This window comes from Xylanimonas allomyrinae, from assembly GCF_004135345.1.
GTDB lineage: Bacteria > Actinomycetota > Actinomycetes > Actinomycetales > Cellulomonadaceae > Xylanimonas > Xylanimonas allomyrinae.
Genome location: NZ_CP035495.1, coordinates 2,311,080 through 2,325,796, shown reverse-complemented (window position 1 = coordinate 2,325,796; position 14,717 = coordinate 2,311,080). Strand labels below are relative to the sequence as shown.

Sequence of the window (14,717 nt, the reverse complement as noted above, 5' to 3'; positions counted from 1 at the left end):
CGGCGGCCGTGCGCTCCGGCTGCCGGGCAAGGCGGCGCGAGCCGCCGCAGGGAACCGTCAGCGGTGCCGGCGCTCCCACAGCAGGCCGAGTCCGCCCAGGGCCAGGCCTGAGGCGCAGACGGCGGCGGCCGTCCACCGGAGCGTCCCCGTGAGCGCGAGGATCCCCGTGACGACGAGTGCGACCCCCCAGGCCGCCATGCCCCAGAGCACCACCTTGCGCAGGTCGACCGACACCGGCGGGGGACCGGGACGACGCGTCTCAGGGTGGGTCAGGAGCCGGACGAGCGAGGGCACCCGGTGAGTGTAATCGCGCGGACTGGCGTCCTGGTCAGGGTCGGCCGTCCCGAGCGAACAGGGCGTGGCTGCGCGAGCGCGGGATCGTGGCAACGATCTCGGAGCGTGACGACCAGATCGCTCACCGCCGCAAACGGCCCGGGCGGCCGATCGACTTCGGCGACGAGCAGCGTCTGTCGGCGTTCGTCCGTTCGCGGGCATGGACCCACGGTGAGGGTTCGACGTTCTCTTCCGATGACCACTTCGCGCAATTTTGTGCCCTTGGATGGCGCCACGTCACGCTGGTGCCGCATCGTTCCAGCCCCGGACGCCCACGAAGGGCGTCCCTCGTTCAGATGGGACTGTGATGGGGAAACACGCCACCAGACCGCTAATCGCGGCCGCAGCCACTCTCGGGCTACTTGGCCTTGCGGCACCGGCATCAGCCGCGGATGAGAACGAGATCGAGTCGACGGCTGACCTGATTGCACAGGTCGCGCCCGACCAGGGCACAGTCGCTGCCCTGCCGGTTGTGGCCGGAGAAGTCGCGCTCGCGTCCCCGCGCGGGACAGCCACGGTTTCGCTGGACCCTGATGAGCCGATCCTGATCGAGTCGGCTGCGACGCCCGACACGCCGCTGAAGGTCTCACTGCCCGACGAGGTCGCCGTCGCCCCAGCGCAAGTCGCCAGCGACGGAACCCTCGTCTACGAGGCAGTCGACCGCGGCGCGGACGTCGCGGTACAGGTCATCGACGAGGCATCGGTGCGCATCCAGACAATCATCCCTGACGCATCCGGGCCCACCTCTTTCACCTACGACCTCGGGCTGCCTGCCGACACCATCGCGGTGACGAGCCCCGACGGATCAATCAACTTCACCAACCCGGACGGAGGGTGGATCGCCGGAGTCGCCGCCCCCTGGGCAGCGGACGCGAACGGCGACGACGTCCCGACGTCATTTCGGGTTGAGGGCTCCGCGCTCGTCCAGGACGTGGACCTTTCCGACGTCGCCGCCTTCCCCGTAGTGGCGGATCCGTACTTCGGCAAGGCTCTGTTCAGCAAGATCGCGCTGGTCAACCGTGACCCCGCGGCACGACCGTTAGCGTCACGCCCACCGGGTGGGGTCGCGCGAACGGCAACAACGCTTTCGCCGTGGGGTCCTACAAGAGCGAGTACCAATCGAAGGTCGCGACCAAGTACGAGACGACGAATATGCTGTGGCAGCTTGGATGCCACGCTCAGTTCGCGCCGTTGAAGTCCACCTGGAACCTCGACACCTGGATCAAGCGAGGCTCGTACGCTCAGATTGTCGCCCACGCATGCAACTGACGGAGAGATGACATGACCTCAACAGCGTTCTCCGGCCGCCGCCGTGGCGTCGGCACGATTGCCAGCGTGGTGCCCGTGGTGGTGATCATCGTTGGCGTGGTGCTGCTCATCAGCACGGGATATCGCGCAGATGCGGCGGCAGGCGAGCTCCCCGGGTGGCAGTTCGCGGTCCCATGGGCGGTACTGGCCATCGGACTTCTTGCCACGGCAGGGGTTCTGGTCGCCCAGGGCCGTCGTGGCCGCACGTGGGCGTGGGGGTTGCTTGCCGGCCTCGTGGCCCCGCTTGCACTCGTCGGCATCACCTTCCTCGTCGTGTCATAGATGCCGCGGTGAAACATCCAACCGCGTGGGCGTCGGCACGAACGGCGAGAGTCTGTCGAGTCGACGCCCGCGCGGAGGGATCCCAGTGGTCAGTCCTGCCCTGACCGACGACACGCGCGGTGCGGTCGTTCGCACTTCGGGACCTTGGCCCATGTTCGTTGAGGGAACCCCACCGAACACCCGGACGCAGCAACGACGACGACGCCAGGCCACCGGCGACCGCGTCCTCAGACGTCACCCAGAAACCGTCGGATTTCTCCCCGCTACTGCGAGACCGCAGGTGGCCGATCAGCCCGCGTTGCTCGAGACCGCGACCTTGGGTGGGCAGGCGAGGGGGCGGTGCCCCGTCGCTCGAGCCCCGGCCCTCGATGGGCCGCGGGCTCGACCCGGGCCACACCGGATGGGCCGGGCTGCTCGGCACGGCCCATCCGGTCGGCGGTCACTCGGTGGTGTCGGAACTGACCGACAAGAAGATCCGCCGCGGCGCGCACAAGTCCGTGACCGCGCTCGAGAAGGACATCCGCGACTGGATCGCGAACTGGAACACCGACCCACGCCCCTACGTCTGGACCAAGACCGCCGACGAGATCCTCGAACGCCTCGCCACATATCTGAACAGAATTCCTGACTCAGGACGCTAGGGCGTGCACGAGGTACCTGTCGAGCAGGGGCGAACGAGGGTGTCACTCGTCATCGGTGTCGTCTCCTTCGACGAATGTCTCGGCAGACGGGCCGTGGGGTCGGCCGGTACTCGTGGAGCAGCCACCGGGCCGCGGTGAGGTGATCGCGCGATCCGGCACCTCACCCGTCATGCCGCACGGGTGAACTGCGGGTGAGGGGCGGGGTGAAAGGCACCCGAGGGCCTGACCGTGCGAGCCGGGCGCTCCTAGAGTCGGGAACGTCCCTCCCACCAACTCCCTCGCACACAAGGACACACTCCGTGAGCACTGCGACCCAGAGCCACCTCGCCAGTCCGCGAGCCGCGCTGCGCGCACGCGGGCTCCAGATGACCCGAGCCGCCTTCGGCCGCAGCCCCTGGCACGCGGCGTACCGTCGCCGCCTGGCGCTCACGGACACGGTCGTCGTCGCGGCGGCCGTCGCACTGGCGGCCTGGGTGCGGTCGAACGAGGCGAGCGTGCCTGGTGCGGCGGAGCAGGCGGGGGCCTCGCTGGTGCTCGCCGTCCTGTGGCTGGGCGCCCTCGGGGTGGACAAGTCGTACGACCCGCGCACGTTCGGCTCTGGCCCGCTGGAGTTCCACCGCGTGTTCGACGCGTCGTGGAAGCTGTTCAGCCTCGTGGCCGTCGCGGCGTTCCTCGTCAAGGCCGACGCCGCGCGTACCTACCTCGTGGTGGCGCTGCCGGTGGGCCTGGTGGGCCTGCTGGCCGCCCGCTACCTGTGGCGTGGCTGGCTGCACCGGCACCGCGAGCAGCGGGAGATGACGACGGCCGTGCTGGCCATCGGTCTGCGCGATCAGGCCGAGCGGCTCATCCGGGAGATGAACGGACGACCCACGTCGGGCTACCGCGTCGTGGGCGTGTGCATCCCGGTCGGCACCGCCCGTGCGGGCGAGACGATCGAAGGCGTCCCGGTGCTGGGCGACCTCAGGACGGCCGGGACGATCGCCGCCCAGGTGGGCGCGGACTGTGTCGCCGTCAGCGGGTCCGACGCGATCACCGCGGACGTCGTGCGCCGCCTCGGCTGGGAGCTCGAGCCCGTGGGCGTGGACCTCATGCTCACGGCCGAGCTCGCCGACGTCGCCGGGCCGCGCATCATGGTGACCCCGGCGGCCGGCGTGAGCCTGCTGCACGTCGACGCCCCCCGGTTCGCGGGGCCGAAGTTCCTGCTCAAGGCGGTGACCGACTGGGTGGGGGCCGCGATGCTCACCCTCCTGGCCTCCCCGGCGCTGCTCGCCATCGCGGTCGCCGTCAAGGCGACCAGCCCCGGCCCGGTCTTCTTCCGGCAGGACCGTGTCGGACGCGGCGGCCGCACCTTCAAGATGCTCAAGTTCCGCAGCATGTGCGTCGGCGCGGAGGCGATGGTCGACGACGTCGCGTCCGACGGCGGCAACGACGGCGCAGGCCCGCTGTTCAAGCAGCGGGACGACCCGCGCGTGACGAAGGTCGGCAAGGTGCTGCGCCGCTACTCGCTCGACGAGCTGCCGCAGCTGCTCAACGTGCTGTCGGGCAACATGAGCCTGGTCGGCCCGCGCCCGCCGCTGCCCGCGGAGGTCTCCCGGTACGAGGCGCGCATGCGCCGTCGGCTGCTGGTCAAGCCGGGGCTCACCGGGCTGTGGCAGGTGGGCGGGCGCTCCGACCTGCCGTGGGAGGAGTGCGTGCGGCTCGACGTGTACTACGCCGAGAACTGGACGATCTTCGGAGACCTGATGATTCTCGCCCGCACGGCCAAGGCGGTGCTCGCCGGAGACGGCGCGTACTGACGCCTCCGGGCATCGTCGTCCGAACGACCGCGACGGCTGCGCAGCGCGCCACGGCGCCCGCAGATTCACATTGCCTTCACGGCCCTGGCACGATACGCGCATGGCCAACACGACCACCGCGCCGGCCAAGGAGCTGGGCGCGATCGATCGCTTCTTCAAGATCACCGAGCGTGGCTCGACCGTCGGGACAGAGATCCGCGGCGGCCTGGTCACCTTCTTCACGATGGCGTACATCATCGTGCTCAACCCGATCATCCTCGGCAACGTGCCCGACGGCTCCGGGCAGCTGCTCGCCGGGGGTGACACCGCGCAGATCGCCGCGGTCACCGCGCTCGTCGCGGGCGTCATGACGATCCTCATGGGCGTCTTCGCGAACTTCCCGCTCGCGCTCGCCGCAGGTCTCGGCCTCAACGCCGTCGTCGCCTACTCGATCGCCACCATCCCGGGCATGACCTGGGCCGACGCCATGGGCATCATCGTGCTCGAAGGCCTGATCATCCTGGTCCTGGTGCTCACCGGGTTCCGGGAGGCGGTGTTCAAGGCGGTGCCGCACGAGATCAAGGTCGCGATCTCTGTGGGCATCGGCCTGTTCATCGCGTTCATCGGGTTCGTCGACGCCGGGTTCGTGCGCATCCCCGCCTCGCTCGCCACGCCGGTCGAGCTGGGCATCGGCGGGTCGCTGAGCTCGTGGCCGATCCTCGTGTTCGTCGTCGGCCTGTTCACCGCGATCATCCTCATGCTCAAGAAGGTGCGCGGCGCGATCCTCATCGCGATCGTCGCCGGCACCGTGCTGGCGATCATCGTCGAGGCCATCGGCTCGCTCGGGTCGCAGGTCGACAACCCGGCCGGCTGGAAGCTCAACGTGCCGCAGCTCACCGACTCCTGGGGCCTGCCCAGCTTCGGCATCCTCGGCAACTTCTCGCTGCTCGGCTCGTTCCGCAACATCGGCGTCATTGCCGTCATCCTGCTGGTGTTCACGCTCATGCTGGCCGACTTCTTCGACACGATGGGCACCATGGTGGCCGTCGGCGGCGAGGCCGGTCTGCTCGACGAGGAGGGCAACCCGCCCAAGACCCGGCAGATCCTCATCGTCGACTCCGTGGCGGCAGCCGCCGGTGGCGTGGGTTCGGTGTCGTCCAACACCTCGTACATCGAGTCGGCAGCAGGCGTCGGCGACGGCGCACGCACCGGCCTCGCGTCCGTGGTGACGGGCATCGCGTTCCTGCTGGCGATCTTCGCCGCGCCCGTCGTCGAGATGGTGCCTTACGAGGCCGCGACGCCGGCGCTCGTCGTCGTCGGTTTCCTCATGCTCACGCAGGTCACCGGCATCGACTGGAAGAACTACGAGGTCGCGCTGCCCGCGTTCCTCACCATCGTGCTCATGCCGTTCACGTACTCGATCACCGCGGGCATCGGTGCGGGCATCATCACGTACGTGGTCATCAAGCTGGCGGTCGGCAAGGCGAAGGCGGTGCACCCGTTCCTGTACGGGGCGGCGGTGCTGTTCGTCCTGTACTTCCTGCAGGGGCCGCTGCGGAGCTGGGTCGGGTTCTGACGCGCTCGCTCGAACGGCGGCGGCCCGCCCCTCTGGGGGCGGGCCGCCGCCGCGCTTTCGGGATGTGCCGAGGTGCCGTGCGTCAGCTCGTGCCGGAGGCCCGCAGCGCCCCCACGATCCGCTGCACGTGCTCCTTGAGCTGTGCATAGGACTGCGCGTACGCGGCGTCGCCCCTCCGGTAGGGGTCGACGACGTCGTCCTGCGGGCGCGCCCCCGCGAAGTGGTGCCGCCGCTTGACCGCGGCCTGGGCCACGCGGGCGAGGCGTGCCGCGTCGTCGTCGCCGGAGACCTCCGCGGGGGTGACCGCGGAGGCGAGCTGGGCGAGCTCGCCCAGCGCGAACGTGCGCCGCAGGGCGAGCGGCTCGAGGTCGAGCACGAGGGCACGGTGCGCGGCGGTGAGCGTGAGCACGAGGTCGGCGGAGCGGACGTCGGCTGCCGTGAGCGCGCGGGACGCGAAGCCGTCGGAGGCGATGCCGTCGCGGGCGAGCAGCGCCGCCATCGGCGGGCTCACCGGCGCCCCGGGCAGCCCCGACGTCCCGGCGGAGGTCACCTGGACGGACGCGTCCAGCGCCGCCGACAGCAGCAGCTCGGCGGCGGGGGACCGGCAGATGTTGCCGGTGCAGACGCACAGCACGCAGTACACAGGAACCCCCATCAGGCGGGCCGGACGGCGCCGGCACCCGCGCGGCCACCGTGACCGGACCCTGGGCCGGTCGGCGACTCACGATACGGCGGCACCGCGACCGCAGCGTCGAGGTGTCGCACGGAGGCCAGGACGTGAGCCGCTCCGCCGACGGGTCGGCAGGTGCCGCCGCCGATGAGCCCGATCGTTGCAGGAGCGAGGACCTCGCGCTCGCCGGGCGCGGGATCGCACAGGGGCGCAGAACCCGTCGACGTCGAACCCGCACGGCACGCCGGCGGCGTCGAGAATGGCGAGGCGGCGCCCGCCGATTTCACCAGTGGTATCTCGGGGTGTCGCCATCGCTCAGGTCACGGGCATGCGCCAGGGCAGGGAAACTCGCGTGCGCATCGGCTCGTTCGGTGATCACTATTCGGTAAGGCTTCCCTTTCTCGCAGGTGAAAATGCCGGATATGGTGAGGCTCTGCTTGCTTGAGAAATACCGAATCGCGGGTGACCATCGAGTGTGCCCCGCATTCTTCTCGCCGTGCGCAGCTATCCGTTCCTGGCCGCGACCCTCGCTGTGATCGCTGCCGCGGGCGTGCTCTGCGCCGCCCGCCCGGCGGCCGTGCCGTGGCTGCTGGGCGCCTTCGCGGGCGCGATGGCGCTGCGCGCCGCCGTCGCGATGGTGCGCGAGCTGCGCGCAGGGACGTTCGGCGTCGACATCCTCGCCGTCACCGCCATCGTCTCGACGGTCGCGGTGGGGGAGACATGGGCGGCGATCGTCATCGTGCTCATGCTCACGGGTGGCGAGGCGCTCGAGGAGTTCGCGGCCGGGCGGGCTCGCCGCGACCTGACCGCGCTCGCCTCCAACGCCCCCGCGTCGCGCACCGGCTGGCGCCCGACGGCGGCGTGGGCGACGTGCCCGTCGCCGACGTCGAGATCGGCGAGCGCGTGCTGGTGCGCGCGCACGAGATCGTGCCGTTCGACGGCGTGCTCGTCTCCGACGCCGGCGTGTTCGACGACTCGTCGCTCACGGGAGAGTCGCTGCCGCAGGAGCGCGTCGCGGGCGACACCGTGTACTCGGGCGCGATCAACGGCGCGGCCGCCGTGACGATCGAGGTCGCCCAGCGCGCCGAGGACTCCCAGTACCAGCGCATCGTCGCGCTCGTCGAGGAGGCCGCCGCGAGCCGCGCACCCATGGTGCGCCTGGCCGACCGGTACGCGCTGCCGTTCACGGCCGTGGCGCTCGCGATCGCGGGCATCGCATGGTGGGCGTCGGGCGACCCGGTCCGGTTCGCGCAGGTGCTCGTCGTCGCGACGCCGTGCCCGCTCATCATCGGCGCGCCCGTCGCGTTCATGGCCGGCATGAGCCGCGCCGCCCGTCGAGGTGCGGTCATCCGTTCGAGCGCCACGCTCGAGAAGCTGCACCGCGCCGCGACCTTCGCGTTCGACAAGACCGGCACGCTCACGCGCGGCACGCCCGCCCTCACCGGCGTCCACGCCGCCGCCGGGCATGACGCCGACGTCGTCCTGCGGCTGGCCGCCGCCGCCGAGCAGGCGTCGGCCCACGTGCTCGCCGAGGCGGTCGTCGACGCCGCGACCGCGCGTGGCCTCGCGCTTCCCGCCCCGTTCGACGTGGCCGAGACCACCGCGGGCGGCGTGACCGCGACCGTCGAGGGCGCGCACGTCGTGGTCGGCAAGCGCGCGTTCGTGGCTGCGGTCGTGGGGGAGGAGGTCGCCGCCGCCGACCTCGCCCCCGGCGAGCTCGCCGTCCACGTGGCCGTCGACGGCGCCTACGCCGGGTGTCTTGTGCTGCGCGACGAGGTGCGCGACGACGCCGCGGCCACCGTGGCCACCCTGCGGTCACGCGGCATCGGCCGCATCGTCATGCTCACGGGCGACGAGGAGGCCACCGCCCGCCACGTCGCCGGGCGCCTGGGCATCGACGACGTGCGCGCCGGGTGCCTGCCTGCCGACAAGGTGGAGGCCGTGCGCGGGCTGCCGGATCGGCCCGTCGTCATGGTGGGCGACGGCGTGAACGACGCCCCGGTGCTCGCCGCGGCCGATGTCGGCATCGCGATGGCCGCGCGCGGCTCGACCGCGGCGAGCGAGTCGGCCGACGTCGTCATCCTGCCCGACGAGCTCGGGCGCGTCGCCGAGACCCTGGAGATCGGGCGGCACACCGTGAACGTGGCGCTCCAGAGCATCTGGATCGGCATCGCCGTGAGCGTGGGGCTCATGCTGTTCGCCACCACGGGGGCGCTGCCGGCCGTCGTGGGGGCGTGGCTTCAGGAGGTTGTCGACGTCGTCGCGATCCTGTGGGCGCTGCGGGCGATGGGCTCGGGGCGGCGACCGGCCGACGGCGGCGGGCTCGGGCGATGGGGGCGCGGCGCGGGCAGGACGGCGCGCGAGCCGGGTGCCGTGAGCGTCTCGCAGGCGCCGGCGGGAGTGCTCGGGTAGGGCCGGTCCCGGGCACCGTCAGACGCGCTCGGCGTTCCAGCCGCCGGCCCATCGCGAAACGTTCACGCACCGGGGCCTTTGCGCGCGTCATTCGTCTTCACTCGTGCCTGTGATTTCCGACGGTGGTGCCGCAAGGCCGTCTCGCGCCAGCGATGGCGCGAGACGGCGTGCGCCCGCCGGTGCCCCCGCCGCATTCTTTCCGACCGCGAAAAACGCCCTGTGCTCGGACTTCATGGGGCCGCGGTCTGATATCCGCTCTCCCGTGGCCAATGATCGGAAGTAGACCCGGCGGAACGTTTCTACGATTCCGGGCGTGAGTTCAGGAGCCCGCGGTCTGCGCGCCCTGCGGACGGGGCTGTGGCACCTGCGCCGCGGGGGACTCAGCCAACTCGCGACGCACCGGCGCAGGCTTGCCGCGACCGGTCCCGTGGGCCGTGGCGCAAGGGTCACCAGGCAGGGACTGGCGTTCGATCCGTGGCGTGTTCCCGAGCGCAAGCCTGCCCGTGACGTGCGCGTCGGCGTGATCCTCGACGACTTCTCGCGTCTCGCGTTCGCCCCGGAATGGCGGCAGGTGCCGTTGCACCCCACGTCGTGGCGCACCGATCTCGAGGCCGGGCTCGACCTCGTCTTCGTCGAGTCCGCCTGGAACGGGAACGAGGGTGCGTGGCAGTTCCACCTCACCGGTCCGACGGCGCCGCGTCCCGCCGTCGTCGACATGCTGGCGGCCGCGCGTGCGGCCGGGATTCCGACGGTCTTCTGGAACAAGGAGGACCCCGCGCATTTCGAGGACTTCCTCGAGACCGCCAGGCTCTTCGACCGCGTCTACACGACGGACGCCGCGCGGGTTCCCGCCTACGCCGAGGCGTTGGGTCACGATCGCGTCGGCGTCCTGACGTTCGCCGTGCAGCCGGCCATCCACAACCCGATCCGGACGCACGGGCAGGGGCCGAGACGCGACATCGCCTTCGCCGGCACGTACTTCGCGCAGAAGTTCCCCGAGCGACGCGAGCAGATGGAGATGCTGCTGGGCGCGGCGGTGGACGCGTCGGCGCGGATGGAGACGGGGCTGGAGATCTTCTCCCGCTTCCAGGGTGAGGACCCGAACTACGAGTTCCCGCCGCCCTTCGCCGAGCGGGTGGTCGGATCGCTCGACTACCCCCGCATGCTCACCGCCTACCGCGAGTACAAGGTGTTCCTCAACGTGAACTCGGTGGTCGACTCGCCGTCGATGTGTGCGCGGCGGATCTTCGAGATCACCGCCTGCGGAACCCCGGTGGTGACGACGCCGTCGGCCGCCGTTGGCGGGTTCTTCGCGCCGGACGAGGTGTTCGTCGCGACGGACCGCACGCAGGCGACCGCGTTGCTGCGCGCCCTGGTGCGATCGCCCGAGCTGCGTGACCGCGCCGTCCACCGGGCCCAGCGCCGCATCTGGCGCGAGCACACCTACGGCTTGCGCGCGCAGTCGGTGCTGCACGACGTCGGGCTGGCGAGCTCGGCCGTGCGGCCGCGGCCCACGGTCACGGCGCTCGTCTCCACGAACCGCCCTCATCGGCTCGAGCATGTGCTGGGCACGCTGGGCGGGCAGCGCGACGTCGACCTGCAGGTGGCGCTGCTGACGCACGGGTTCGAGATCGACGCACGGGAGCTGCGCGTCCTGGCCAGGGACGTGGGCGTCGAGAACCTGGTGCTGCTCCATGCCGACGCCGACGTGCCCCTGGGGGCGTGCCTCAACCGGCTGGTCGGGGTGGCCGACGGTGAGGTCGTGGCCAAGATCGACGACGACGACGTGTACGGCGCCCACTACCTGAGCGACCAGCTCGACGCACTGACGTACTCGGGCGCGGACGTCGTAGGAAAGCAGGCGCACTACATGTACCTCTCCGGCGCCGATGCGACCGTGCTGCGCTTCGCGGAGAGGGAGCACCGCTTCACCGAATTCGTGATGGGACCCACGATCGTGGCGTGCCGTCAGATCGCTCGGAAGGTCCCGTTCGCCGCGGTGAGTCGCGGCGAGGACTCCGAGTTCCTTCGGGGAGTCGTCGAGGCGGACGGGACGATCTACTCGGCCGACCGCTTCGGATTCATCCAGGTGCGACGCAGCGACGCGCACGCCTGGGACATCACAGAGACCGAACTGCTTGCGAGCGGTGACGTCCAGTTCTACGGGCGCGGGAACGCGCACGTGTTGGCATAGGTCGGAGAACCATGGGAATCAGTTCTGTTGTCGTCGTCGGCCTGGGCTACATAGGCCTCCCGACGGCCGCCATCCTCGCATCGAATGGCATAGATGTGATCGGAGTCGATGTCGACCCGCGCACGGTCGATGCAGTGAACCGCGGGGTCGTGCCGTTCGTCGAGCCCGATCTGTCGACGTACGTGGCCGCGGCCATCGAGCGCGGAACGCTGCGTGCGACGACCGAGCCGGAGCCCGCAGACGCCTTCATCGTCGCGGTGCCGACGCCGTTCAAGGGCAACCACGAGCCGGACCTCTCGTACATCGAGTCGGCGGCGAGGGCGCTCGCACCGCACCTGAGGGACGACGCCCTGGTCATCCTCGAATCGACGTCGCCGCCGGGAGCGACGGAGCAGATGGCGCGCTGGATCACCGAGGTGCGGCCCGATCTGGGCTATGACGGCAGGACCGGGCCGCGGATTCACGTGGCTCACTGTCCGGAGCGGGTCCTTCCCGGTCGTGTCATGCATGAACTCGTGACGAACGACAGGATCGTGGGCGGGCTGACGCACGAGGCGGCCCTGCGGGCCCAGGAGCTCTACGCCGTCTTCTGCGAGGGGCAGATCCTGCTCACCAACGCCGTCACGGCCGAGATGGCGAAACTTGTCGAGAACTCGTACCGCGACGTCAACATCGCGTTCGCGAACGAGCTGTCGATCATCGCGAAGAACCTCGGCATCGACATCTGGGAGCTGATCAGTCTCGCCAACCACCACCCACGGGTCAACATCCTGCAGCCTGGCCCCGGCGTCGGCGGGCACTGCATCGCCGTCGACCCCTGGTTCATCGTGGATGCCGAACCGGAGGCGTCCCGGCTGATTCGCACCGCCCGTGAGGTCAACGACGCCAAGCCCGGCTGGGTGATCGACCAGGTCCACGAGATGCTGCAAGACTCCGAAGCGCCGACGGTGGCGCTGCTCGGAATCGCGTTCAAGCCGGACATCGACGACCTGCGCGAGTCTCCCGCACTCAGGATCGCGAAGACCCTGTCGGGCGAGTACGCCTCCGGGAGAATCCTCGCGGTGGAGCCCCATATCGATGCACTGCCGACCGAGCTTTCCGACAGCCACAACATCGAGCTGGTGAGCCTCGATACCGCGCTCGCCGCATCCGACGCGACGGTGGTCCTCGTCGACCACACCGCGTTCCGGATCGAGGCGGACCAGATCCGGGAGAACTCCGCAAAGTTCGTCGACACGCGGGGCCTGGTGTCGAAGAGGTGAGCCGTGCAGCATCCTTGACGCGGACGCGCCTGCACCAGGCCGTGGGCGTGGCCCTCGGGAGCATCTCAGGGGTCGCGTTCACGAGCGTCTGGTGGAGAGGAGTCGTGCTCGCCGTCGTCATCGCCGCGTTCGTCGTCGGCGGTGGGATGGCGTTCTCGAGAATCACGGACGCTCTCGCGCGGAACCACGTGGTTCTCCAGGAGATGGTGGCGCGCCAGCGCCGCGACACGCGAACGATCGCCGACATCGCCGGGTCGGCGGGACGCTCCGCCCCCACGTCCGGGCCATCCGAGACGGGCTCGAGAGGGGGACGTTCCCGCTCGTGAGGCCGGGTGTCGCGGGGTCCGTCCCGACGGCGGGACGACGGGCGCCCATCGAGCGCCGCGAGGCATTGCCCGAGCTCAGCCCGACGCCAGGGCCGCCGCGCCGCCCGCACCTCAAGGCGGCCGTGATTCTCGACGAGTTCTCGATGCTCGCGTTTGCCCCCGAGTGGGTTCAGGTCCCCGTCGCGCCGGACGACTGGATGCGGGTGCTCGACGCCGAGATGCCGGACCTCCTGTTCGTCGAGTCCGCCTGGAACGGGAACGACGGCGCGTGGCTCCACCACGTCGTCGGGCCGACTGCTCCGCGGCCGGCGCTCGTCGGACTGGTCGCGGAGTGTCGAGAGCGCCGCATTCCCACGGTCTTCTGGAACAAGGAGGACCCGCCCCACTTCTCTGACTTCCTCGCCACCGCGGCTCTCTTCGATCTCGTCTTGACGACGGATGTCAACTGCGTCGCGGAATACAAGCGGCGGCTCGGGCACGACCGCGTCGGCGTCCTGCCCTTTGCTGCTCAGGCGCGATATCACAACCCGACCCGCCCGCAGGGCGCGCCGCGCGACCGAGAGGTCGCGTTCGGCGGCATGTACTTCCGCCACAAGTACCCGGAGCGCCGCGAACAGCTGGACTACCTTCTCCCGGCTGCACGCAGGCACACGTTCGACATCTTCTCGCGTCATGCAGAGAGCACGAACCAGGACTATCAGTTCCCGAGCCGCTACGCCGAGCACGTGCGCGGATCCCTGACGTACCCACAGATGCTCCACGCATACCACCGGTACCGCGTGTTCCTGAACGTCAACTCCGTGGTCGATTCGGCGAGCATGTGTGCACGGCGGATCTTCGAGGTGAGCGCCTGCGGCGCGTCGGTGCTCACTCCGCCGAGCCCCGCCGTCGACGGGTTCTTCCCGGAGGGCGAGATTCCGGTGGTCTCGAACGAGGCCGAAGCGACGACCGCGCTCAGGACGCTGCTGCGATCCGAGGAGTACCGCGAGCGCCAGGTGCACCGCGCGCAGCGGCGGATCTGGGAGGCCCACACGTACACGGACCGCGTGGGTGCGGTCCTCGACGCCGTCCGGATGCCCGACCCGTACACGCGGCCGTCGACGTCCGTCATCGTGTCGACGGTGCGGCCGGAGAACGTGACCTCCGTGCTGGAGAACGTGGGCCGGCAGGTTGGCGTGTCGCCGGAGCTCGTTCTCCTGTGCCATGGGTTCTCGGTGGACGGCCAAGAGGTGAGAGCGATCGCGCGGGACCTCGGAATTGACGAGCTGACGTTGCTCGAGGCGGATGCGGGCGCAACCCTCGGGGAGAATCTCAACGAGCTGGTGCGGGCCTCTTCGGGCGACATGGTGTCGAAGATGGACGATGACGACTTCTACGGCCCGAACTACCTTCGGGACCTCCTGAACGCCTCCTACTATTCCGAGGCGGATATCGTGGGCAAGGCCGCGTCCTACATCTACTTCGAGAGCAAGGACGCGACCGTGCTCAGCTACGAAAGCCATGCCAACCGGTACACGGACTTCGTGCGCGGTGCGACTCTGACAGGGAAGCGGGACCTCTTCGCCGAGGTGGGGTTCGAGGCACTCGCTTGTTCCGAGGACTCGACATTCCTTGCGAAGGTGCGGGCCGGCGGCGGGAGAATCTACGGTGCGGACCGGTTCAACTTCGTGATCAGGCGCGTCGCAGACCCCGAGAGTCACACCTGGCGCGTATCCGACGACGAACTCTTCTCCGCCGGGCGATACGTCGTCTCGGGGGCGCCCTTTGAACACGTGTGCGTCTGAGCGCGGATCAACAGCGTGTCGCCGGGACGCATTGAACTCGACCATTGAAGGCTCGCCTGCCTGCGAGCGGGTCTGCTGAAGTGTCGATCCAGCCGATATCACGGCGCTGATCCCGCCTGGTTCTCAGCCTCGGATCTGATGGAGAGTGACACCC

At 70.1% G+C, this 14,717-nt stretch carries 10 protein-coding genes and 2 pseudogenes; 10 read left to right on the top strand and 2 right to left on the bottom strand.

Annotation, left to right across the window (positions count from 1 at the left end; all coding sequences use genetic code 11):
* Positions 1–57: 57 nt before the first annotated feature.
* Positions 58–294: a DUF2530 domain-containing protein gene (locus ET495_RS10600; RefSeq protein WP_129204785.1), complete on the bottom strand. Its 237-nt coding sequence runs from the start codon at positions 292–294 to the stop codon at positions 58–60.
* Positions 295–1,422: 1,128 nt separating this feature from the next.
* On the opposite strand from ET495_RS10600, the pseudogene ET495_RS19720 reads away from it, so the two are divergent.
* The 5 genes and pseudogenes from ET495_RS19720 to ET495_RS10575 form a co-directional block, all read left to right on the top strand.
* Positions 1,423–1,602, top strand: a pseudogene (locus ET495_RS19720) (DUF2599 domain-containing protein); the annotation flags it as partial.
* Positions 1,603–1,614: 12 nt separating this feature from the next.
* The gene (locus ET495_RS10590; protein WP_129204784.1) at positions 1,615–1,923 is read left to right on the top strand and encodes a hypothetical protein; all 309 of its coding nucleotides are present in this window, start codon (positions 1,615–1,617) and stop codon (positions 1,921–1,923) included.
* A gap of 452 nt (positions 1,924–2,375) precedes the next feature.
* Positions 2,376–2,564: pseudogene (locus ET495_RS18745) on the top strand (IS630 family transposase); the annotation flags it as partial.
* 299 nt (positions 2,565–2,863) lie between these two features.
* On the top strand, positions 2,864–4,360 hold the full coding sequence (locus ET495_RS10580) for a sugar transferase (RefSeq protein WP_129204783.1): 1,497 nt from the start codon (positions 2,864–2,866) through the stop codon (positions 4,358–4,360).
* A gap of 100 nt (positions 4,361–4,460) precedes the next feature.
* Positions 4,461–5,915 (top strand): NCS2 family permease, encoded by a 1,455-nt coding sequence (locus ET495_RS10575; RefSeq protein WP_129204782.1) that lies wholly within the window; start codon positions 4,461–4,463, stop codon positions 5,913–5,915.
* An 82-nt stretch (positions 5,916–5,997) separates the two neighbouring features.
* Here the strand turns inward: ET495_RS10575 and ET495_RS10570 are convergent, their stop codons facing one another.
* Positions 5,998–6,570: an arsenate reductase/protein-tyrosine-phosphatase family protein gene (locus ET495_RS10570; protein ID WP_129204781.1), complete on the bottom strand. Its 573-nt coding sequence runs from the start codon at positions 6,568–6,570 to the stop codon at positions 5,998–6,000.
* A gap of 876 nt (positions 6,571–7,446) precedes the next feature.
* Between ET495_RS10570 and ET495_RS10565 the strand changes: the two genes are divergently transcribed.
* From ET495_RS10565 to ET495_RS10545, 5 genes are all read left to right on the top strand, one after another.
* Positions 7,447–8,997 (top strand): heavy metal translocating P-type ATPase, encoded by a 1,551-nt coding sequence (locus ET495_RS10565; protein ID WP_245993024.1) that lies wholly within the window; start codon positions 7,447–7,449, stop codon positions 8,995–8,997.
* Positions 8,998–9,310: 313 nt separating this feature from the next.
* Positions 9,311–11,191: a glycosyltransferase family protein gene (locus ET495_RS10560; protein WP_245993023.1), complete on the top strand. Its 1,881-nt coding sequence runs from the start codon at positions 9,311–9,313 to the stop codon at positions 11,189–11,191.
* A gap of 11 nt (positions 11,192–11,202) precedes the next feature.
* Positions 11,203–12,453, top strand: coding sequence for a UDP-N-acetyl-D-mannosamine dehydrogenase (gene wecC / locus ET495_RS10555; protein WP_129204780.1), 1,251 nt, complete (start codon positions 11,203–11,205; stop codon positions 12,451–12,453).
* Entirely contained in the window at positions 12,450–12,779 is a 330-nt protein-coding gene (locus tag ET495_RS10550; protein ID WP_129204779.1) for a hypothetical protein, read from the top strand. The genes wecC and ET495_RS10550 overlap by 4 nt, the downstream gene beginning before the upstream one ends.
* 122 nt (positions 12,780–12,901) lie before the next feature.
* Complete coding sequence (locus tag ET495_RS10545; protein WP_129204778.1) at positions 12,902–14,563, top strand: glycosyltransferase family protein; 1,662 nt, start codon at positions 12,902–12,904, stop codon at positions 14,561–14,563.
* The last annotated feature ends 154 nt before the right edge of the window (positions 14,564–14,717 follow it).